Consider the following 21,253-nt stretch of genomic DNA (forward strand, 5'->3'; position numbering starts at 1 on the left):
TACGGAGGACTCCTTGATCCGCGCCCTGACCGCTTTCGCCACCCGAAGTCCGTGGAAGGTCATCGCCCTCTGGGCGGTACTGGGCATCGCCCTGACGATCCTCGGCCAGGCCCTGGTCTTCCGCGCCACGCAGCCGAGCACCGGCGCGTTCCTTCCGGCCTCCTACGATGCGGCGGCCGCGCTCCAGGTCGCCGAGGAACACTTCGGGGCCGAGCCCGATGCCAACCCCCTGACCGTGCTGGTGGCCCGCGCCGACGGTGCGCCGCTGACCACCGCCGACGAGCGGCGGATCGACGCCGGGGCGGCGGAGCTGACCCGGCAGCGGATCGCCATGCCGCCGCCCGAGGACACCCCGCCCTTCCTGGCGCAGGACCGTTCCCAACGGCCGCGGATCAGCCCGGCGATGACGGCCCCGGACCGGAGCTTCCGGCTGCTGTCGGTCGAGCTGACCGGCAATCCCATGGATCCCGGGATGCAGGATCTGTACCGGGCGTTCCGGGACCGCACCCGGGCCGAGTTCGCGCAGGAGGGGCTGCGCACCGGGTTCACCGCCGGGCTCGCGGACACCGTGGACACCGCCGATGCGCAGGAGACCCGGTCGAAGATCGTGGGCGGCGTGATGCTCGCGGTGATCGTCCTGCTGCACGTGCTGGTGTTCCGCAGCGTCCTGGCGGCGTTGCTGCCGCTGATCGCCGTCAGCATCATCGGCGGAGCGGCGGCCGGGGTCGTGATCGTCGCCGCGCTGCTGACCGGCATCGACCTCGATGCCTCCACACCTCAGCTGATCGGTGTGGTGCTGGTGGGCATCGGCATCGACTACTTCCTCTTCCTGCTCTTCCGCTTCCGCGAGCACCTGCGCACGCACCCGGAGCAGTCGGGCCGGGCCGCGGCGGCCGAGGTCGCCGGCCGGGTCGGTACGGCGATCACCTGCGCGGCGCTGACCATCGTCGCCGCGTTCTCCACCCTCGCGGCGGCCACCTTCGGCCAGTTCCGGGTACTGGGCCCGGCCATCGCCGTGTCCGTGCTGGTGATGCTGCTCGGCAGCCTGACCCTGATGCCGGCGCTCCTCGCCGTCACCGGCCGCAGGATGTTCTGGCCTTCCCGGGCGATGGATCGGGAGCCCCGCGAGGGCGTGGCCGCGCGGACGGGCGCCCTGGTGGCACGACGGCCGCTGACCCTGGTGCTCGCCTCAGTGGCGCTGCTGGGGGCGCTGGCCGCGGGGATGGCAGGGATGCGGGTGGACTACGGGCAGAGCAGCGCGGGCGGGGGCCGTACGGCTTCGGCGGCCACCGCGGCCGAGATCGCCCGGGCGCTGCCCGCCGGGGTGTCGGATCCGGCCGCCGTGTTCGTGACCGCCTCCGACGGGGGCACGCTGACGGCCGAGCGTCTCGGTGGGCTCTCCCGTGCGCTGGCTTCGGTCGGCGGGGTGGGCCAGGTGGCGCCTACGGTACTGAGCGAGGACGGCCGGGCGGCCCGCATCGACGTGTTCCCGACCGTCGATGCGCACGGACAGGAGGCCCGCGATCTGGTGTCCGGACCGCTCCGGGAGGCGGTGGCCGCGCACCGGCCGCACGGTACCGAGGCGCATGTCGGCGGTACGGCGGCGGTGTTCTCCGACATCGCGTCCGCGGTGGACGAGGACCTGAAGGTGGTCTTCCCGGTGGCGGCGGCGCTGATCGCGCTGATCCTGTTCCTGCTGCTGCGCAGTCTGCTCGCGCCGGTGGTCCTGATGCTCACGGTGGGCCTGGGCTTCGCGGCCACGCTGGGCGCCTCGACGCTGGTGTTCCAGCACCTCTCGGACGGGCCGGGCGTGGACTTCTCGCTGCCGCTGGTGCTGTTCCTGTTCGTGGTCGCGCTGGGCACCGACTACAACATCCTGATCACCGACCGGATCAGGGAGGAGATGGAGCGGCCCGGTCCGGCCCGCGCGGCCGTGGCCCGGGCCGTGCGCCACACGGCGCCCGCCATCGCGACCGCGGGCCTGGTACTGGCGTTCTCCTTCGGGAGCCTTGCCGCCGGTCAGGGCTCCGCGACCCGGCAGATCGGCTTCGCGACGGGGCTCGGGATCCTGCTCTCTGCGTTCGTGCTGTCGATCGTGCTGGTGCCGGCCCTGGCCTCGCTGCTGGGCCGTTCCCTGTGGTGGCCGGTGGGTTCCGGGTCCGGTCCCGCGCGGGAGCCGCTGGCGAAGCCGGCGCCCGCACCGGTCACGGCGGGCTGAAGCCCCCCGGGCCGTGGGCGGGGGCCGGTGCGCGGAGCCCCGTAGGGCTGTCCGCGCCGCACCGGCCCCCGTTCGTCAGGCCAGTTTGTCGACCTCGGGGTGCTCGGCCAGCCAGGCGCGGACGGCCTGCTGTTCCTTGCCCTTGCCCGATTCCTGGATCTTGGCCTCCAGGCCGGTCAGCTGGGCCTCCGTCAGCTTGAAGGAGCTCAGCCACTTGGCGACCTTCGGCTCGTCGGCCGCGAAGTCCTTGCGGGCGACGTTGTGGATGCCGTCGCCCTTGCCCCAGGCGCCCTGCGGGTCCGCGAGCTTCGTCAGCTCGTAGGAGGCGTACGCCCAGTGCGGAGACCAGAGGACGACCGCGACGGGCTCCTTCTTCTCGTAGGCCCGCTTGAGTTCGGCGAGCATGCCCGGGGTCGATCCGTCGACGACCTTGTACTCGCCGTCGAGCCCGTACTGCGGCATCACCTTGTCCTTGAGGAGGCCCATGGCACCGGCGCTGGGCTCGATGCCGATGATCCGGCCCTTGAACTGCCCCGCCTTGCCCTTCAGGTCGGCGAGGGTCTTGACGTCCTTCACGTAGGAGGGGACGGCCAGCTCGATCGAGGTGGGGCCGAACCAGGAGCCGAGGTCGTCGAGCTTGTTCCCGTACTTCTTCCAGTACTCGGCCTGCGTGGAGGGCAGCCAGGCGTCGGTCTGGAAGTCGACCTGGCCTCCGGCGAGGCCGGTGTAGAGCGCGCCGAGCTCCAGCTGGCGGGCGTCGACCTGGTAGCCGCGGCGCTCCAGGAGCTCCTTCCACAGGAAGGTCGAGGCGATGCCCTCGTCCCAGGGGATGTAGCCGATGCTGAGCTTGCGGCCCTTGCCGATGTTCTCGACACCGGCCCCGCCGGCCGCGTTGACCTGCGACTTTCCGGAGTCACCGAAGACTCCGAGGCCGCCGGCGACCAGGGCCAGCACCAGGGCCGAGGCCACGGCGAAGACGGGCTGCGGGCGGTGGCTCCACACCTTGGCGGTGCCGGTGGCGGCGGAGCGCGCCTTGGCGAGGGCGCGGCGGCCGAGCGGGGAGACCTGGCGGCCCAGGGCCCCGGTCATCCGGTCCAGGTACATGGCGAGGATGACGATGGAGATGCCGGCCTCGAAGCCGAGGCCGATGTCGACGCTGCCGATGGCCCGGTAGACGGCGCCGCCGAGGCCGCCGCCGCCGACCATGCCGGCGATGACGACCATGGACAGGCCGAGCATGATGACCTGGTTGATGCCCGCCATGATGGTGGGCAGCGCCAGCGGGAGCTGGACCCGTACGAGGGTGTCGCGCGGGGTGGTGCCGAAGGCGTCCGCGGCTTCGACGAGTTCGGCGTCGACCTGGCGGATGCCGAGCTCGGTCATCCGGACGCCGGGCGCCAGCGAGAAGATGATGGTGGCGATGATGCCGGGCACCACGCCGACCCCGAAGAAGATGATGCCGGGGATGAGGTAGACCATGGCCGGCATGGTCTGCATGAAGTCCAGGACGGGCTTCAGCGTGGCGCTGACCTTGTCGGAGCGCGAGGCCCAGATGCCCAGCGGGATCGCGAAGACCAGCGTCACCAGGGTGGCGACCAGGACCAGCGCGAGCGTGGACATGGCATCGGGCCACAGGGCGACGGAGTCGATCAGCGCGAAGCCGGCGAAGGCCAGCACGGCGGCGAGCAGCCCGCGCAGCCACCAGGCGGCGACGGCGAGGATGCCGGCCAGCAGCAGCGGGTTCGGGGCGTTCAGGACGGCTTCGATGCCGTCGTAGAGCCCGGTGACGAGCGAGGCGATGGCCTCGAACAGCCAGGACAGGTGGCTCTGGAGGAAGTCGACACCGCTGTCGACCCAGGAGCCCAGGTTCAGGCGGGGCATCAGGCTGCCACCTCCGCGCAGTCGAGCACGGTGCGCCGTTCGTCACCGATGAAGGCGACGAGGCGGCCCTGCGGGACGGAGCCGACGACGGTGCCGTCCTCGGCGGTGACGGCCACGTCGTGCGGGACGCGGGCGCTGACGGCGCACACGTCGGCGAGCGGGGTGCCGGCGGAGACGGTAGGGCAGCCGCAGTCCGGGCGGCCGCCGGGTTCCCCGGTCATGACGGCGTCGGCCGTCAGCACCCGCGAGCGGTCCACGTCCTGGATGAAGGAGGCGACGTACTCGTCGGCGGGGCGGGTGAGGATGTCCTCGGCCGTGCCCTGCTGGACGATGCGGCCGTCGCGCATGACGGCGATGGAGTCGCCGAGCCGCATGGCCTCGTTGAGGTCGTGGGTGATGAAGACGATGGTCTTGCCCAGGCTCCGCTGGAGTTCGAGCAGCTGGTCCTGCATGTCGCGGCGGATCAGCGGGTCGAGGGCGCTGAAGGACTCGTCCATCAGCAGCAGGTCGGCGTCGGTGGCCAGGGCGCGGGCGAGGCCGACGCGCTGCTGCATGCCGCCGGACAGCTCGTCGGGCCAGGACTTCTCCCAACCGCCGAGCCCGCAGAGGGCCAGCGCTTCGGCGGCCCGTCCTTCGCGCTCGGCCCGGGGGACGCCCTGGACCTCCAGGCCGTAGCCCGCGTTCTCCAGCACGTTGCGGTGCGGAAACAGGGCGAAGTGCTGGAAGACCATGCTGATCTTGGTGGAGCGTACGCGGCGCATGTCGGCCGGCGAGAGGGCGGTGAGGTCCTCCCCGTCGAAGAGGATCCGGCCGGCGGTCGGCTCCAGCAGGCCGTTGAGCATGCGCAGCAAGGTGGACTTGCCCGAGCCCGACAGACCCATGACGACGAAGATCTGGCCCGGCTCGACGCGGAACGAGGCGTCGATCACCGCTGCCGTCGTTCCCTCGGCGCGCAGCTCGTCGCGGTCGGTCTCGCCGCTTTCGAGTGCGCGGACCGCCTTCGCGACGGCCGCGCCGTTGTCGGGGCCTTTACCGAACACCTTGTACACGTGCTCGGCTATGAGCGTGGACACATACACCTCAAGGGTCGTACCGGGAACGGCCCACCGGCATGCGTGCGGCCGGCGGGCCGTGGAGCGCGACGGGATCCGCCCGTCACCCGTGCTCCGGCCGCTGCGGGCCGGCGGACGAGTCCGCTCCAGCGGCGCTCCTGCCCGCCCTTAACCTCTGCAAACGGCAAAGTGAGCCATGTCACTTACGCTGCGTCGCCGCCCGAGTGCGCGGCCGCAGCCGTGACAGCGGATTCCGCTTGTCGTGCGGATCCGGTACCGGACCCTTCCGGGTCGGCGAGCATCGAGACCCGCAGATGCGCGAGCACCCGGGTCAGGAGGCGCGAGACCTGCATCTGCGACAGGCCGAGGGCGGCGCCGATCTGGGCCTGGGTGAGCTCCTCGCCGAAGCGCATGGACAGCATGCGGCGCTCGCGCTCGCCGAGGCGTTCCAGCAGCGGCGCCAGGGTCTGGATGTCCTCGACGCGCTCCAGCGCCGGTTCCTCGGCTCCCATGGTCTCGGCGAGGCTGTGGCCCTCGGTGCCGCCGTCGGTCCGTTCGGAGCCCGGGGCGTCGAGGGAGCCGCTGGTGTGGCCGTTGGCGGCGACGAGCCCCTCGATGACCTCTTCCTCGGTGAGCGAGAGGTGCGCGGCGAGGTCGGCGACGGTCGGCGGGTGGTCGAGGAGCCCGGTCAGCTCCTCCTTCGCCTTGGCCAGGTCGATCCGCAGCTCCTGGAGCCGTCGCGGTACGCGGACCGCCCAACTGGTGTCGCGGAAGTGGCGCTTGATCTCCCCGGTGATGTACGGCATGGCGAGGGAGGCGAACTCCACCTCGCGGGCCGGGTCGAACCGGTCGATGGCCTTGATCAGGCCTATGGTGCCGACCTGGAGCAGGTCTTCGAGGTCGCCTCCGTCCGCGCGGCCGCGGAAGGGGCGCATCGCGAACCGGACGAGCGAGATGTTCATCTCGATGAGGGTCTCGCGGACGTACCGGTACTCGGGGGTGCCCTCGTCGAGCTCGTGGAGCTGGCGGAAGAAGAGCCTCGTCAGCTCGCGCGCGTCCGCGGGAGCCACCTCGCGGGGCTCCGCGATCCGCGGCGGGAGCACGGTGGCAGCGGGCTCCGCGGGGAGCTGCGCGGCGGTGGCGGCGCCCGGGGCTCCGCCCGGGGCGGGTCTCTGTGCGGGGACGGCGAGCCGGCCGGCGCAGGGGCCGGGACGGCGACCGGTCCTGGCACCGGTGCGGGCAGCAGGCGGGGAGCCGGGCAGGGGGCCGGGCGTGGATTCGGCGCGGGGGCCGGGCAGGGCGCCGGAAAGGGGGCCGGCGGTATGGGAGAACGGGGCGGGTTTCGGCACGGGGTCGCTCCTTGGGCTGGTCGGCTTGCGGCGCATGACCTTGATGGGCGTACACCCTAACCGGTTCCGGATCCGTTCCCCAGTTCCCCTTTTCCTGGATTTTCCCTAGATCAACCGGCCGGGGCCCGGCCGCATTTGCGGCAGGGTCCCGTCCCGGTTGCACATCGGCCGTCCGGCCACAGTCCCGTCGGCCGTCCGGTCAATTCCCCTCGGCCGCGGGCCCGGTGGCGGCTCCCGGGGCGGCTTCGCGGGCCGCTCCGGCGGGGGTGCCCGAGGTGGTGCGCAGGGCCCGGATCAAGGCCTCGACACCCGCCTGCGCCTTCGAACGCGGACAGCCCGCATTGAGGCGTACGAAGCCCGCGCCTTCGGGCCCGTAGGCGGTTCCGGGCATGATCGCCACCTTCTCGGTATGAATCAGCTCACGTTGGAGCTCCTCGTCGGGAACTCCGAGGGGCCGGAGATCGATCCAGGCGAGGTAGCCGGCCCCGGGCGGCCGCCAGTCCAGCTCGGGGAAGGCTTCGGCGAGGCGGTCGCCGATCATGCGCAGGTTGTCCGCCACGTAGGCGTTGAGCGCGTCGAGCCACGGCCCGCCCTCCCGGTAGGCGGCGATGTGTCCGGCGACGGAGAGGACCGCGGGGGACGACAGTCCGTCGGCGTCCTTGAGGAGGGTCAGGTAGTCCCCGCAGGACTCCGCGTCGCCGAAGATTCCGTAACTGCCGGTCAGCGCGGGAATGTTGAAGGATTTCGAGGCGGAGGTCACGATGGCCCAGCGCCCGCCGGGGCGGCCGTGCAGCGCCCACGGGCGGTGCGGGGTGTGCGCGAGGTCCGAGTGGATCTCGTCACTGATCACCGCCACCCCGTACCGCTCGCACAGCCCGGCCATCCGCTCCAGCTCGGCCCCGCTCCACACGTGTCCGGTGGGATTGTGCGGGGAGCACAGCAGTAGCACCGTGGTGTCGGGTCGGGCCAACTCCCTTTCCAGTGCGTCCCAGTCGTGGAGCGGGACCCCGCGCATCTCCCGGCCGCGGGCCGCGAGCAGCCGCGGGAAGGCGTCGTAGGCCGGGGTGTGGACCACGACCCCGTCACCGGGCGAGGACCAGAGGTCCAGGATCCGGCCGGCCTGGTAGAGGACGGCCGGGGCGTAGGCGATGCGGTCCGCGTCCACGGGGGTGCCGTAGCGGGTCTCGTACCAGTGCCGGATGGCGGAGAGGTATTCCTCGTGGCGCCAGCGGGAGTAGCCGAGGACCCCGTGCTCCAGGCGGCCGCGCAGGGCGGCGAGCACCTCGGGGGCGGTCTCGAAATCCATGTCGGAGATGGTGAAGGGGAGCAGGCCGGGCACGCCGAAGCGGTCCTCGACGTAGTCCCACTGCGTGCACCAGGTGCCGTGCCGGTCGACCGGCGCGTCGAAGTCGTAGGTGGTGGCCATGGCTCAGCCGACCGGGGTGAGCTTGGCGAGCGCGTCCTTCACGGACTGCACCTGGGGGCCGATGATGACCTGCACGTTGTGGTCGTCGAGCCGGACCACGGCGATGGCTCCGAGCTTCTTCAGCCGGGCGTCGTCCAGCAGGGCGGCGTCGCCGACCGTCATGCGCAGGCGGGTGATGCAGTTGTCGAGGGCGTGGATGTTGGCCGGGCCGCCGAGGGCTTCGAGGATGGCGACCGGGTCGTACTTGCCGGCGACCAGCTCGGCCTTCGGGGCGGACTCGGCGGCGTCCGTGCCGGCGTTCGTGCCGGTGCCCGTGCCGGCCTCCGCGTCGTCGCCGGTGGCGGACGCCGCCCCGGAGTCCGAGGGCTCGTCCTCGCGTCCGGGGGTCTTCAGGTTGAACCTGGTGATCGCCCAGCGGAAGAGGAAGTAGTACACGGCGAACCAGATCGCGGCGATCACCGGGACCAGGTACCACTTGGTGGTCGTGCCCTGGAGGACTCCGAAGACCAGCAGGTCGATGACGTTGCCGTCGGTGTTGCCGATGTACACGCCGAGGACGGCGGAGACCAGGAAGCCGAGGCCGACCAGGACCGCGTGGATCAGGTACAGCCACGGGGCGATGAAGAGGAAGAGGAATTCGAGCGGCTCGGTGACCCCGCCGACCACGCACGCGACGACGCCGGAGATGAGCAGCGCCTTGATCTCCGGGCGCATGGTGCGCTTGGCGCAGTGGTACATGGCCAGCGCGGCACCGGGCAGTCCGCCGAGGTACGCGGCCATCTTGCCCTGCGACAGGAACTGCGTCGCGGTGTGTGCCGCGCCGGAGGGGGTGGGGCAGGAGAGCTGTGCGTAGAAGAGGTTCAGCGCGCCGCTGACGTTCTCCCCGCAGACCACCCCGGCGCCGCCGGCATCGGTGAAGCGGAACAGGGCGACGAGGATGTGGTGGAGTCCGATGGGGCGCAGCAGCACCTCGCCCATGCCGAAGAAGAAGGGTCCGAAGACTCCGGCGTGCGCGATGCCCGTGCCGACGGAGGCGATCCAGCTGCCGAGGGTGGGCCAGACCAGCGGGACGAGCAGTCCGACGATGCTCATGGCCAGGGCCGAGACGATCGGCACGAAGCGCAGGCCGCCGAAGAAGGCGAGCGCGTCGGGCATCTGCTTGGTGCGGTAGCGCTTGTGCAGCAGGGCCACGATCACACCGACGGCGACCGCGCCGAGCAGTCCGGTGTCGATGGACTTCACACCGAGCACGTCGGCGATGCCGTAGTGCGCGATCTCGCCCTTGTCCTCGAAGTCCACGCCGCGGGTGGTGAGGAAGAAGTTGACGGCGAGGTTCATGGAGGCGAAGCCGACGAAACCGGAGAAGGCGGCGACGCCCTTGTCCTCCCGCGCGAGGCCGAGCGGAATCGCCATCGCGAAGAGGACCGGAAGGAACTTGAAGGCGACCTGTCCGGTGTTGGACATCCAGGTGAAAGCCAGCTGCAACGGTTCCTTTTCCAGGAAGGAGAGGTTCTGCAGCACGGCCGGGCTGGAGAGCGAGGAGCCGACGCCCAGCATGATGCCGCAGAAGGCGAGGAGCGCCACGGGCAGCATGAAGGTCTTGCCCAGGCCCTGGAGGAATTCCCAGAGCGCTGCCTTCGTCTTCTTCATGGAGGATCTTTCGTCCGGATTCGGAGGGGGTCTCGCATAAAGATTCCGTTGTGTAAACGGATGGCGCTAAGAGGAGAAGGACCTCAATCGGAAAGGCCCGATTCCTCTCGCGCGGGCCTTCGTACGCGGGTGCGTACGGGTCCTTGTACGGGCCTCTTGTGCGGAGCTTGTGAACGCAGCACTCTGAGCGGACGACTCAGGGGGGTCTCATTTCATGATCATGCGATCGCATTTACTGCGGCGGTACGGAGCCGCATGCGCACTCGCCTCGGCACTCGTGCTCGGGGTGAACACCGGGGCTTCGGCCGCCTCTCCGCCGGAGGGGGAAGTGCTCTACGCCGGAGCGCCCGGAGCCGTCGCCGACAGCTACCTCGTCCTGCTGGACCCGTCGCGCGCGGCATCCCGTACGGACCGGGGCCGGTCCGTGGTCGAGCGGTTCGGCGGCTCGGTCGGCCGGACGTACGACTCGGCCGTGAACGGCTTCTCCGTCAAGATGACGGAGAAGCAGGCACGACGGCTCGCCGCCGACCCGGCCGTGACCACGGTCGCGCAGAACCGGAAGCTGCGTCTGGACTCCACCCAGCCGAGCCCGCCGTCCTGGGGCCTGGACCGGATCGACCAGCGCAGGCAACCGCTGAACGACTCCTTCACCTACGCGACCTCGGCCGGACAGGGCGTCACCGCCTACGTCATCGACACCGGCATCAACATCAGCCACCAGGACTTCGGCGGGCGCGCCCGGTACGGCTACGACGCGATCGACGACGACTTCGTGGCCGACGACGAGCACGGGCACGGCACGCACGTGGCCGGAACGGTCGCGGGCAAGACCTTCGGCGTGGCCAAGAAGGCCAAGGTGGTGGCCGTACGGGTCCTCGACGCGAGCGGCTCGGGCACGACCGAGCAGGTGGTCGCCGGGATCGACTGGGTCACGCGCAACGCCGTGAAGCCGGCCGTCGCGAACATGAGCCTGGGCGGGGACCCGGACACCGTGCTGGACGCGGCCGTCCGCGGCTCCATCGCCTCCGGGATCACCTACGCGGTGGCCGCGGGCAACCAGAACAAGGACGCTTCCACGCACTCGCCGGCCAGGGTCTCCCAGGCACTGACCGTCGGGGCGCTGAGCACCCGCGACGCACGCTCGACGTACTCCAACTACGGTCCGCTGGTGGACATCTTCGCCCCGGGCGACTCCATCACCTCGGCGGCGTACTGGAGTGACGACTGGAGCACCGTGATGTCGGGCACCTCCATGGCCAGCCCGCACGTCGCGGGCGCGGCGGCCGTCTACCTGGCGCTCCACCCGACCTACACCCCGGCCCAGGTGGCGGCCTACCTGAAGGCCAAGGCCACCACGGGCGCCGTGCTCTCTCCCGGCAAGGGCTCCCCGGTGCTCTCCCTCTACATGGGGAACGTACCGAACAAGGTGCCCGTGAAGCGCTTCTCCAACGAAACGAACTACAACGTCGGGGACCTCAAGACCATCCAGGCCCCGATCACGGTCAGCGGGATGACGGGCGCCGCGCCGGCCCAGCTGGACGTGGAGGTGTACGTCAAGCACCCGGACTCCGGGACCCTGCGGATCGACCTGATCGCGCCCGACGGGACGGTGTATCCGATCAAGGACGAGTACACGGACTGGGGCGAGACGAACCTCATCGGCATGTACGGGGTGGACGCCTCGTCCGAGACCGCCAACGGGGTATGGAAACTCCGCGTGTTCGACGCCTTCGCCGGGAACACCGGCTATCTGGACGCGTGGGCGCTGCGCTTCTGATCGGCGCGACCGCTCCGAACGGCCGGGCGGGGGGGGGGGGGGGGGGGGGGGGGGGGGGGGGGGGGCGCCCGGGCCCCCCCCCCCCCCCCCCCCACCGCCGTTGGTGCTTCCCCGATCAGCTGTTGGGGACCGTGTCCACGAAGGCCGTGCCCGCGGTGCGGTAGCCGCCGACCTTGGCGGCGACCTGGGCCGGGGTGAGGACCTGGTCCTTGACGTGCAGGACGTAGTCCACCTTCTGGTCGTAGGCGCGCGGGGTGGAGCCCGGCTGCCCGTTGAGGTCGATCAGCCACTGGTTGAAGTTGATGGACATGCCCCGCTCGGGCAGGTACCTGGCGTCGTGCGTGCCGAAGACCTGGCCGTCGATGTAGTAGGTGATGGCGTTGTTGTCGATGGTGAGCACCAGGTCGTGCCAGCCGGCGTAGCTCTGCCGGGACTCGGTGTGCTGGTTGACGGCCACCCACGGGTCGGCCTGGTACGTCTCCCAGGACGTGGTGTAGAGGATGTTCGAGGGCTCGCCCCAGCCGCCGTTGGGGAGGTACTCGAAGTCGTACTCCGAGTAGTCGTCGGCCATCGGGGCCTTGAGGTCGTTGATGGGGAAGAAGGTCTGCACGAGGTGGTCCCCGTCCGGCCCGTACTTCGGGGCGTCGGAGAACTTCACCCGCGCCGCGTACGTGCCGTTCTTGAACTTCATGGTCTTGGTGAGGATCTCGGTGTGCTTGGTGCTCTCGCCGGTGCCGGCCGTCGAGGTCTCCAGGTTCATGACGGTGTTGCCGCCCTCGGCCGCGAAGGTGACGTTCTCCGGGGCCCAGGTGGCGCCCGGGACCCCGGGGCCGCCCGCGTTGGAGCGCACGCTCCAGCCGTGGGCGCCTATCGCCGGGTCGGAGGAGGAGGTGTAGGTGAAATCGTCGAAGAGGGTGGCTCCGGACGGACCCGGGTCGGTGGGGGTGGGCGTCGGGTCGGTCGGCGTGGGCGTGGGGTCGGGCGTGTTGCCCCCGGGCGCGGTGCCCCAGACGGTGCCGGTGCCGAGCTTGGCGGTCACCTTGTCCCAGTCGGCGTACGCCGTGCGGGACCCGTCGAAGGAGTAGTCGTCGGACTGGCGCAGCGTCTGCCAGTCGGCACGGTAGAAGCGCAGCTGCATGTCGCCGGTGTCGGCGCCCGGGGCGAGGCTGCCGGCGCCGCCGGTGAAGGTGATCTCCAGGTAGCGGTCGGCGGTGGCCGTCGGGGTGGCCAGGGTGCCGAAGGTGCCGGTGATGTTGGCGCAGCCCTTGACCGCCCAGGAACAGGCGTACCGGTACTGGGTGCTGGGGCTGTCCGCCTTGAAGTAGTAGCGGAAGGAGACCTGGTTCAGGGCGACGCTGCCGGAGCCGTTGTTGACCACCTTGAACCAGGGCTCCGCCTGGTCGGCCGTGGCACCGGTCGCGCTGGTGCGGTACTGGACCTTGACGGAGTCGCCCGCGGCGCTGGCGGGCAGGGCCGTCACCGCGGCCGAGCCGAGACCGGCCGTCAGGGCGACGGCCAAGGCCATGGCCGTACGGCGCTTGCGCAGGGGGCTGCGGCTCTGGGTGCGGCCGGGGGCGTGGCTGGGGGCGGCGGCGGGGGCGGGGACGGCGGGGGCGGCGGTCGGTTCGTGGCTCGGGGTGTTCATACGGCGTTCCTCTCGGGGTGGGGGGAGGGAAGGGGTCGGCCGCGCACGCCGAGGGCGGCGAGCCGGGTCTGGTGGTGGCCCTGGCGGCGCAGGAAGTCGGGCCAGTCGCGGTGCGCCGACCAGGCGGTGTCGGCGAGCGCGCACAGCCGCGGGAAGGCCAGGTATTCGAGCTCGGCCGGGGTGCTCGCGTACTCGGTCCACAGCTGCGCCTGGGTGCCGAGGACGCGGCGCGCCGCCTCGGGCTCCCAGTGCGCGGGCGCGGGGTCGTTGTCGTAGACGCCGCGGAGGTCGAGCACGCCGCCGTCCTGGCCGCGCGGTTCGCCGGGGTCGGCGGACTGCGGGTAGTCGAGGTAGGTGGAGCGGTACGGGGTCATGATCACGTCGTGCCCGCGCAGTGCGGCGGCCCGCCCGTGGTCCGCGTCGAGCCAGGCCAGCGCCGTGAAGGAGGCGGGCAGTTCGGTGCCGGTCCCGGTCCAGCCGAGCGGGCGGCGGCCGAGCCCGGCGAGGTGCGCCGCGACCTCGCCGAGGAACCAGCCGTGGAGGGCGGCCGGGCCGGCCAGTCCCTCGGCGGCGATCCGGGCGCGGGCGGCCGGGGAGCCTTCCCATTCCGCGCGGGGGCATTCGTCGCCGCCGAGGTGCACGTACGGCCCGGGGAACACGTCCGCGACCTCGTCCAGTACGCCCCGGCAGAAGTCGAGGACGGCGTCGTGGACCCCGAAGACGTTCTCGCAGACGCCCCATCGGGTCCACGTGTCCAGCCGGACCCCGGGCCGGTTGCCGAGTTCGGGGTAGGCGGCGAGGGCGGCGCGGGCGTGGCCGGGCATCTCGATCTCGGGTACGACACTGACCCCGCGCCGGGCCGCGTAGGCGACGAGTCCGGCGAGCTCCGCGCGGGTGTAGGCGCCCTCGTGCGGGATCCCGTCCCCCGCGGTCTCGGTGCGGCGGCCGCCGACCTCGGTGAGCCGGGGGTAGGCCTCGACCGGCATCCGCCAGCCCTGGTCGTCGGTGAGGTGCAGGTGCAGCACGTTGAGCTTGTGCAGGGCGAGCAGGTCCACGAAGCGGCGTACGTAGGCCACGGGCTGGAAGTGACGGGCCACGTCCAGCAGGGCTCCGCGCCAGGCGAACCGCGGCCGGTCGGTGATCCGTACGCAGGGCAGCGACCAGCCGCCGGCGGGCCTACGGGGCTGCGCGCCCCCGGCGGCGAGCGCCTCGGGGGGCAGCAGCTGGCGCAGGGTCTGCACCCCGTGGAGCAGTCCCTCGGGGCGGGCGGCGCGCAGCAGCACGGAGTCGGGACGGACGGTGAGGGCGTATCCCTCGGCGCCGAGCGGCTCCTCTCCGGGACCCGTGGGGGCCGTGTCCCCGGGGGTCAGGAGGAGGGTGATCCGCCCGTCGGGGTCCGGGGCCAGCGGCAACCCGGTGGTGGGGGTGAGCAGTTCGCGCAGCAGACCGGCCGCCGCCTCGGCGCCGGGGCCGGCACGCAGTCCGGTGCGGTGGTCCAGGGTGAAGCGGCCCGGGAGGGCGGTGACCGAGTCGGGGCGCGGGACGAGCGCGAGGCCGGGGGCGAGCTCGGGAGCAGGGCCGGGCCCGGTGTCGGGCGCGCGGTCGGGGCGGAGGGAAGCGGCGGCTGCGGTCACGTTCTCGGGGACTCCTCACCTGGCCGGCCGGTCACCTCGTCCACCAACTCATGCAAGGGGACGTGGAGTTGACCAACTGACCAATTGGTTAGCTGAGTGGCTAGAAGGTGACACGACCCGCGTGCGCCGTCAACCCCGTACGGGACGAGAAATTTCGACGGACTCCTCGCGTCCCCTGTGCCCGAGTGGTTAGATGCACATGACCAGTTGGACAGGTGAGCAGAGAGACATGGGGGCGGGCCATGACGAAGGACGCAACCGACTCCGGATCCGTACTCAAGCGGGAACGGGTCCGCGAGCACCTGCTGGGGCTCATCGACATCCGACGGCCCGGCGACGCGATCCCCTCCGAACGCACCCTGTGCGCCACCCTGGAGGTCTCCCGTCCCACCCTGCGGGCGGCGGTGGACGAGCTCGTGGCCACGGGGCAGCTCGTACGCGAGCACGGGCGCGGGATGTTCGTCGCGCCGGCCAAGATCACCCAGGAACTGTCCGCCGACGAGGCGGCCTTCGCGATGCGGCAGGCGGCCGGCCACTGGTCCAGCCGGATCCTGGAGCACTCCACCGTCCAGGCGGGCGCCCGGATCGGCCGTCGCCTGCGCATTTCCCCCGGCGCGAGCCTGCTCTACATCGCCCGGCTGCGGCTGGTGGACGGCGCCCCCATGGCCATCGAGCACCTGCACATCCCGGCCGATCTGGTGCCGGCCCTGACCCCGGCGGAGCTGGAGGCCGGGGACCTCTACGAGCATCTGCGCGACCACCACGGCGTGTACGTGCACGAGGCGCAGCAGTCCATCGAACCGACCGTGGTGAACGAGGGGGAAGCGGGCCTGCTGGACGTCCCGCTGCTCTCCCCCGCCCTGCTCATCGAGCGGCTCACCACCGACTCGACCGGCCGGCCCGTGGAATACGTGCACTCCGTGTACCGGGGCGACCGCTACCGGATCGTCTCCCGCCTGGCCCTCGGGGTGTCCCCGGGAGCGGCCCGGCCGGGAGGGCACCACCCGGGTATCCCGCCGGGCGACCTCGGCCGCCGGGCGGTCATCACCTCCACCACCACCGGGGACGTCCACACGAACACGTGACGGGCCGGCGCGTGCCGCCCGGGGGCCGCCGGTACGCCACCACCTCGTACCTCGTGCTCCCTAGGTCACCCGGAAGCCGAGGGCGGCCGGGGAGCGGTCGAAGGTCAGCCGGTCCCAGGTCGGGAAGGCGAGATCGGTGACGGCGAGCAGCCTGCCGGAGGCGTCGTGCAGGGTGCGGCGTACGGAGAGCCCGCCGGCCGGGGTGGCGGCCTGGGGCGAGTTGGTCCGGGTCATGGTGATGGTCTCGGCGACCCGGCCGGCCCGGGCGGCTCCCTCCAGCCAGTGGTGCAGGGGCCCCAGGTCCACGTCCCGGACGCCCGCCACCAGGCTGTCCCGGTACTGGGCCAGTCCGGGGGTCCGCGCCACGCTGCGGGGGCAGAGGTACGTCACCGCGTGCCGCCGGGTCTGGCCCGCCGGGCCGCTCTCGCGGTGGTGGTGGACCAGGGTCTGCTCCCCGCCGCGCATGCCGAGCTGCTCGGCGAGCGCCGGAGCCAGGGTGACGAGGGTGAGCCACGCCTGGGCGGAGTCCCCGGAATGCGTCGGTGCGGCCACCGGTGCCGGGGCGGCCTGAGCCGCCGGTACGGAGGCGGGAGCCGCGGCCGGGTTGGTTCCCGGGGCCGGATGGCCCGCCGGGAACTCCGCCGCGGGCCGCTGCGCCGGCACCGGGAACGCCGGGCGGGTGCCGCGCCGGCCGGTGACGACGAGGCCGTCCTGCCGCAGGTGCTGGAGGGCGGCGCGGATGGTCTGCCGGTTGACCTCGTAGCGGGCGGCGAGGCTGCGCTCGGAGGGCAGGCGGGCGCCGGGGGTGAGTGCGGTGAGGTCGAGCTCGCGCCGCAACGCTGCGGCGATCCGCTGGTACTTGGGCATGGCGGCCGGGCCGCCGCCCCGCGAAGGGGAGGGCATGGCTTCTCCTCTGACGGGAGGTCAAGGACTGCGCGGTCTGCTCGACCAACGTAGCATTGGTCTATACCTGTCAGTGAGGGGGGATCCGGTATCCGGACCCTGATTGGCCGGAACCGCACGCTCCCTCAGGTCCGCAGCGGATTGGGAAGCGGCAGGTAGCGGGAGTCCGCGCCGTCCGCGCGGGTCCAGCGCAGCAGCAGGTTGGTCTTGGCCGGGAGCGCCGGGGCGGCGAGCAGCGCGGCGATCTCGGGGAAGTCGTGGGCGGCGCCGAAGCGCCGGAACTCCGCGCGGGCGGCGGGCCACAGCTCCCCGGCCACCTCCGGGTGGCTCTCCGCGAGCGCGCCCGCCACCTCGGTCAGGTGGTTGACCACCAGGCAGTAGACCAGGCGCTGCCAGCCAGCCTCCCGGTCCGGGTCCGGGGCCTGGTCCCGGTCAGGGTCAGGGTCCGGGCCCCGGAGGAGCTTGACGCCCTCCGCGTCCCGGAAGAGGGCCTGCGCGGGCATGCCCTGGGCGTCGACGGCCACCAGGGTGTTCTGCAGGTGCGCCTCCAGCACCACGCCGTGCCGGGCGAAGAGGTGCAGTACGGGCGGCACCACCTGGCGCAGGTAGGCCCGCCACCACGCGGCCGGGTCGGCCGTCGCCGCCAGCGGGCTGTCCGGGTACCCCTCGGCCAGCGCGGCCGCCAGCAGGGGGGTGAGCCCGGGCTCGGCGTGCGCCGCCAGGCCGTCACGGACCAGTACGGCGAGCTCCTCGAAGGCGAAGGCGGCCGTCCGGTACCCCCGGTCGGGCAGCCAGGCGGCGACCGAGCCGGACCGGCGCAGTTCCGCGAAGCCCGCCTCGACCGCCGCGTCCGTGCGGCGCAGTTTCAGCAGGTCGTGCCGCCACAGCCGGCGCACGTCGTTGGTGATCCGCACGTCGAGGCTGAACTTCACGAAGAGATCGCCGGCCGCGATCCCGCCACCGCTGCCGCTCCCCGGGCCTCCGGGAACGTACAGGGTCCGGATCGAGGCGGTCGGCCAGACCGGAACCCGGCCCGTTCCCAGTGAGAGCAGCCTCCCGTCGGCGAGGGCCTCGCGGACGGCCGGCCGGCCCCCGACGAGGTCGAGCTGCCAGGGATGGGCGGGCAGCAGCCGGTAGCCGGCCGGCGGGCGCGGCCCGCCCAGCGACTCCGCGAGCGAGTCGACCGCGTCGGCCGCGGCCGGACCGCCCTCCTCCACGACCTGGTCCTCGCGCACGCCCAGGAAGGCCAGCGGGAAACGGGCGTAGGCCTCGGGGGCGTACGGCAGCCAGCCGTTGGCCGGCCCGCCGCCCCGGGCCTTGGGGGCCGGGTGGTGGGGGTGCCCCATGACCAGGGACTGTTCGGACCGGACGTACGGGTCGGCCGGCGGCGGCGTGAGCGCGCGAGCGGCCAGCAGCGCGGCGATGGTCTCCCGGCTGTCGGCCATCTCGACCGGAAGCTCGCCGTTGGACACCCCGGTGTACTGGCGCAGTTCGTCGGAGACCAGTTTGACCAGCTCGGTGTGGGACAGCGGATGCCAGCCGTCCCCGGCCCCCAGCTCGGCCCGACCCGGCCTGCGCCCGGCCCGCACCCGCAGCAGCCGCCGGCTGCCGAGCAGCCGGTACGCGCGCCAACCGTCCGCCGCGGAACCAGCTGCCCCCTCCGCCCCGGCGAGCGGGGCCGGTTCGGCGGCCTCCCGCAGGAGGCAGTTCAGGAGCGGGGCCGCCGCACAGGCGTCGGCGGCGGCATTGTCGGTGGCGTTGAGGTCCACGGATTCCATTCGGTCCAGCCGGAGCGCCGGAGGTGCGCGGGCGTACCACCGGCCGTGATCTTCAGTATCCGCGATGATGAAGTGATCATCACGTCATCCGAGAGGACCGGGGCCCTGTATCCCAGCATGCACCTCCCCGCCGCCGCGGCCGAAGAGGCCGTGGCCGCCGAACTCGCGGGGCTGTCCGAAACCGCACCCACCGGAGCGGGCGGACCGGCCGGAGCCACCGGAACGACCGGAGCGACGAGACCGGCCGGACCCGCCGGTCACGCCGGTCACGTCGGTCCCGACGGTGACGCCGGTCACGTCGGACCCGCCGGTCCTGACGGTCACGCCCGTCACGCCGGTCCCGACGGTCACGCCCGTCACGCCGGACCCGACGGTCACGCCGCCGCGCTCCGCCCCGGCCTCGGGTCCGCCTACGCCGCCGCGCTGCCCGGGGCGCGCGCCGCCGTGCTCACCCGGCTGTGGCGGGCCTTCGCCTTCGAGCCGCTGCCGTGGATCACCCACCGGGAGCGGGGCTCCGGCGTGCTCGCGCTCCGGCTCGCCTCGGGCTCCCGGCTGGAGGGCCCCCTCCCCGACCCGTACGCGACCACCTTCTCCGCGACCCGGGCGAGCGCGCCCCCCGTGACCGAGCTGCTGCTCGACGGCCGCCCCTACCGGCGGGCCTCCCTGCTGGTGGCGGCGCTCGGGCTGCCGTACGGGGAGGAGTTCGCCGCCGAGCTCGACGAGAGCACAGCCTCCCTGGCCCTGTCCCGCGCCGGCCAGCCGGCCGGCCCCGGTACCGGGGACACGAAGGGGCTCGCCGCCTGGGAGTGGGAGCAGCGGGTGGTGGACGGCCATCCGTACCATCCCAACTGCCGTTCCCGCCCCGGCTTCACGGTGGCCGAGCAGCTCGCGTACGCACCCGAGCACCGGCCCGTGGTCACCCTCGGGCTGGCCGTCGTACGGGCCGGGGAGTGCCGGGTGACCGGGGAATGGCCCGACCGGTGGCGGGAGGCCGGGCGGATCCTCGTACCGGTCCATCCGTGGCAGGCCGAGCACGTGGTGAAACAAGCAGAGCCGCATGGCACCGAGCTGCGGCCCGGGGCCGCCGCGCATCCGCTGATGGCCCTGCGGACCCTGTCCCCCGCCGACGGCGGGCCGCACGTCAAGACCGCGCTCAGCACCCGCCTCACCTCCTCGGTGCGGGACATCTCCGTCTACTCCATCGAGACGGCGGCCGCGGTCTCCGCCTTCGCCCAGAGCCTGTCCGAGCGGCTCGACGGCCGCCTGCACATCACCCGCACCCTGGGCGCCGTCACCGCCGGCACCCCGGACCTGGCCGCCGTCCTCCGCGAGCCGCCCGAGGCGTACGCGGACCGGGGCGCGGGCGAGCGCGTCCTGCCGGTGGCCGCCCTGGCGCTCACCCCGTACGTCCGCTCCGACGCCTGGCGGGCCGGCTTCGCCCGCCTCGCCCTGTCGGTGTGCCTGCGCGTGCTGGATCTCGGGGTGGCCCTGGAGGCCCACGGCCAGAACCTCCTGGTCGTCCTGTCCGCCGACGGCACCCCGCTGCGGCTCGTGTACCGCGACCTCGCCGACATCCGGATCAGCCCGGCCCGCCTGGCCCGGCACGGCCTGCCGGTGCCTCCGCTGTCGGGGCGGCTGATCACCGACGACGTGACCCTGCTGCGCCGCAAGCTCTTCGGCTCCCTGGTGGCGGGAGCCCTCGGCTCCACCGCGGGCTCGGCCGCGGCGCTCGCGGCGGACCTCGCGACGGCCGCACCGGGCCTGCCCGCCACCGCGGACACCTGGGCGCTGCTGACGCAGCCGCTGCCGACCAAGGCGCTGACGCTGATGCGGCTGAGCCCGGGGGTTCCGGGCGATCAGTGGGCCGAGCTGGACAATCCGCTGACCGGGGGCTAGGGGGTGTCCGGGCCGGCCGCCTCGCGGCCGGGCCCTCTCGCGGCCGGGCCCTCTCGCGGCCGGGCCCTCTCGCGGCCGGGCCGTCTCCTGGCCGCCGGGCCGGCTCTTTCGGATCGTGCCGGACGGTGCGGGCCCGGCAAGATCCGAAAGAGAGGGCCTGGTTCGGGGCTCCGGCGGGCTACTGTCCGGGGGCATGGCATCGACTTCGCACCTGAACTCCGTCCGGTCGTCCTACGACGCCGTGGCCGCCGACTACGCCGCGCTGCTGGCCGGAGAGCTGGAGGGCAAACCGCTGGACCGGGCCATGCTCGCCGCCTTCGCCGAGTACGTGCGCGGGGACGGGCCCGGCGCCGGCCGGGCGGTCGCCGATCTGGGGTGCGGTCCGGGCCGGGTGACGGCGCACCTCGACGGCCTGGGGGTACGCGCCTTCGGGGTCGACCTGTCCCCCGCGATGGTGGCGGTGGCCCGCCGGACGTATCCGGGGCTGCGGTTCGAGGTCGGCTCGATGGCGGCCCTGGACATCGCCGACGGGGTTCTCGGCGGGGTGCTGGCCTGGTACTCCACCGTGCACACGCCACCGTCCGGGCTCCCGGCGCTGTTCGCCGAGTTCGCCCGGGTGCTGGCCCCGGGCGGCCACCTGCTGATCGCGTTCAAGGCCGGCGACCGGCAGCTCCGGCTGGAGCACGCGTACGGGCATCCGGTCGACCTCGACGTGTACTGGACCCCGCCCGAGCTGATCAGCGAGCTGCTGGCCGGGGCGGGCCTGGTGGAGACGGCCCGCCTGGTCCGGGAACCGGATGCCGCGGAGAAGTCCCCGCAGGGCTTCCTGCTGGCCCGCCGGACGGGCTGAACCCCGACCGAACCCCGACCGAACCCCGACCGAACCCCTGACCGAGCCGCCCCCGGCCCCCCGGATGGGCCGTTCGGGGGGCAACCCGGCCCCAGCGGGCCCGCCTTCG

At 72.9% G+C, this 21,253-nt stretch carries 14 protein-coding genes; 5 read left to right on the plus strand and 9 right to left on the minus strand.

Annotated elements, in window-relative coordinates; translation table 11 throughout:
- Positions 1-13 precede the first annotated feature (13 nt).
- Positions 14-2,218, plus strand: a complete 2,205-nt coding sequence (locus ACIA8F_RS15425) for an MMPL family transporter (protein WP_399379007.1) — start codon at positions 14-16, stop codon at positions 2,216-2,218.
- A 75-nt stretch (positions 2,219-2,293) separates the two neighbouring features.
- On the opposite strand, the gene ACIA8F_RS15430 is transcribed toward ACIA8F_RS15425, so the two are convergent.
- The 5 genes from ACIA8F_RS15430 to malX all read right to left on the minus strand — a co-directional run bounded on the left by ACIA8F_RS15430 (position 2,294) and on the right by malX (position 9,576).
- Complete coding sequence (locus tag ACIA8F_RS15430) at positions 2,294-4,099, minus strand: ABC transporter permease/substrate binding protein (protein ID WP_399379009.1); 1,806 nt, start codon at positions 4,097-4,099, stop codon at positions 2,294-2,296.
- Positions 4,099-5,172, minus strand: coding sequence for a glycine betaine/L-proline ABC transporter ATP-binding protein (locus tag ACIA8F_RS15435; protein WP_399379012.1), 1,074 nt, complete (start codon positions 5,170-5,172; stop codon positions 4,099-4,101). Before ACIA8F_RS15435 ends, ACIA8F_RS15430 begins: the two co-directional genes overlap by 1 nt.
- A 182-nt stretch (positions 5,173-5,354) precedes the next feature.
- The gene (locus tag ACIA8F_RS15440) at positions 5,355-6,500 is read right to left on the minus strand and encodes a SigB/SigF/SigG family RNA polymerase sigma factor (protein WP_399379015.1); all 1,146 of its coding nucleotides are present in this window, start codon (positions 6,498-6,500) and stop codon (positions 5,355-5,357) included.
- 199 nt (positions 6,501-6,699) lie between these two features.
- The gene (locus tag ACIA8F_RS15445; RefSeq protein WP_399379017.1) at positions 6,700-7,926 is read right to left on the minus strand and encodes a MalY/PatB family protein; all 1,227 of its coding nucleotides are present in this window, start codon (positions 7,924-7,926) and stop codon (positions 6,700-6,702) included.
- Positions 7,927-7,929: 3 nt separating this feature from the next.
- Positions 7,930-9,576, minus strand: a complete 1,647-nt coding sequence (malX, locus tag ACIA8F_RS15450) for a maltose/glucose-specific PTS transporter subunit IIBC (protein ID WP_399379019.1) — start codon at positions 9,574-9,576, stop codon at positions 7,930-7,932.
- A gap of 214 nt (positions 9,577-9,790) precedes the next feature.
- On the opposite strand from malX, the gene ACIA8F_RS15455 reads away from it, so the two are divergent.
- The gene (locus tag ACIA8F_RS15455; protein WP_399379021.1) at positions 9,791-11,353 is read left to right on the plus strand and encodes a S8 family peptidase; all 1,563 of its coding nucleotides are present in this window, start codon (positions 9,791-9,793) and stop codon (positions 11,351-11,353) included.
- 115 nt (positions 11,354-11,468) lie between these two features.
- On the opposite strand, the gene ACIA8F_RS15460 is transcribed toward ACIA8F_RS15455, so the two are convergent.
- A complete protein-coding gene (locus ACIA8F_RS15460) occupies positions 11,469-12,878 on the minus strand; it encodes a cellulose binding domain-containing protein (protein ID WP_399379122.1) in 1,410 nt (469 codons plus the stop codon).
- A gap of 116 nt (positions 12,879-12,994) precedes the next feature.
- Positions 12,995-14,632 (minus strand): beta-N-acetylhexosaminidase, encoded by a 1,638-nt coding sequence (locus ACIA8F_RS15465; protein ID WP_399379023.1) that lies wholly within the window; start codon positions 14,630-14,632, stop codon positions 12,995-12,997.
- A gap of 242 nt (positions 14,633-14,874) precedes the next feature.
- On the opposite strand from ACIA8F_RS15465, the gene ACIA8F_RS15470 reads away from it, so the two are divergent.
- Positions 14,875-15,717: a GntR family transcriptional regulator gene (locus ACIA8F_RS15470; protein ID WP_399379025.1), complete on the plus strand. Its 843-nt coding sequence runs from the start codon at positions 14,875-14,877 to the stop codon at positions 15,715-15,717.
- 60 nt (positions 15,718-15,777) lie between these two features.
- Here the strand turns inward: ACIA8F_RS15470 and ACIA8F_RS15475 are convergent, their stop codons facing one another.
- Together ACIA8F_RS15475 and ACIA8F_RS15480 are read right to left on the minus strand one after the other, a co-directional pair.
- Entirely contained in the window at positions 15,778-16,620 is an 843-nt protein-coding gene (locus tag ACIA8F_RS15475) for a GntR family transcriptional regulator (protein ID WP_399379027.1), read from the minus strand.
- 125 nt (positions 16,621-16,745) lie between these two features.
- Positions 16,746-18,398: an IucA/IucC family protein gene (locus ACIA8F_RS15480; protein ID WP_399379029.1), complete on the minus strand. Its 1,653-nt coding sequence runs from the start codon at positions 18,396-18,398 to the stop codon at positions 16,746-16,748.
- 117 nt (positions 18,399-18,515) lie between these two features.
- Here ACIA8F_RS15480 and ACIA8F_RS15485 point away from each other — a divergent pair, with 117 nt between their 5' ends.
- Together ACIA8F_RS15485 and ACIA8F_RS15490 are read left to right on the plus strand one after the other, a co-directional pair.
- A complete protein-coding gene (locus tag ACIA8F_RS15485) occupies positions 18,516-20,294 on the plus strand; it encodes an IucA/IucC family protein (protein ID WP_399379031.1) in 1,779 nt (592 codons plus the stop codon).
- 193 nt (positions 20,295-20,487) lie between these two features.
- On the plus strand, positions 20,488-21,144 hold the full coding sequence (locus ACIA8F_RS15490; RefSeq protein WP_399379033.1) for a class I SAM-dependent methyltransferase: 657 nt from the start codon (positions 20,488-20,490) through the stop codon (positions 21,142-21,144).
- Positions 21,145-21,253: the final 109 nt, after the last annotated feature.

The organism is Streptomyces sp. NPDC051563, assembly GCF_044454225.1.
Lineage (GTDB): Bacteria > Actinomycetota > Actinomycetes > Streptomycetales > Streptomycetaceae > Streptomyces.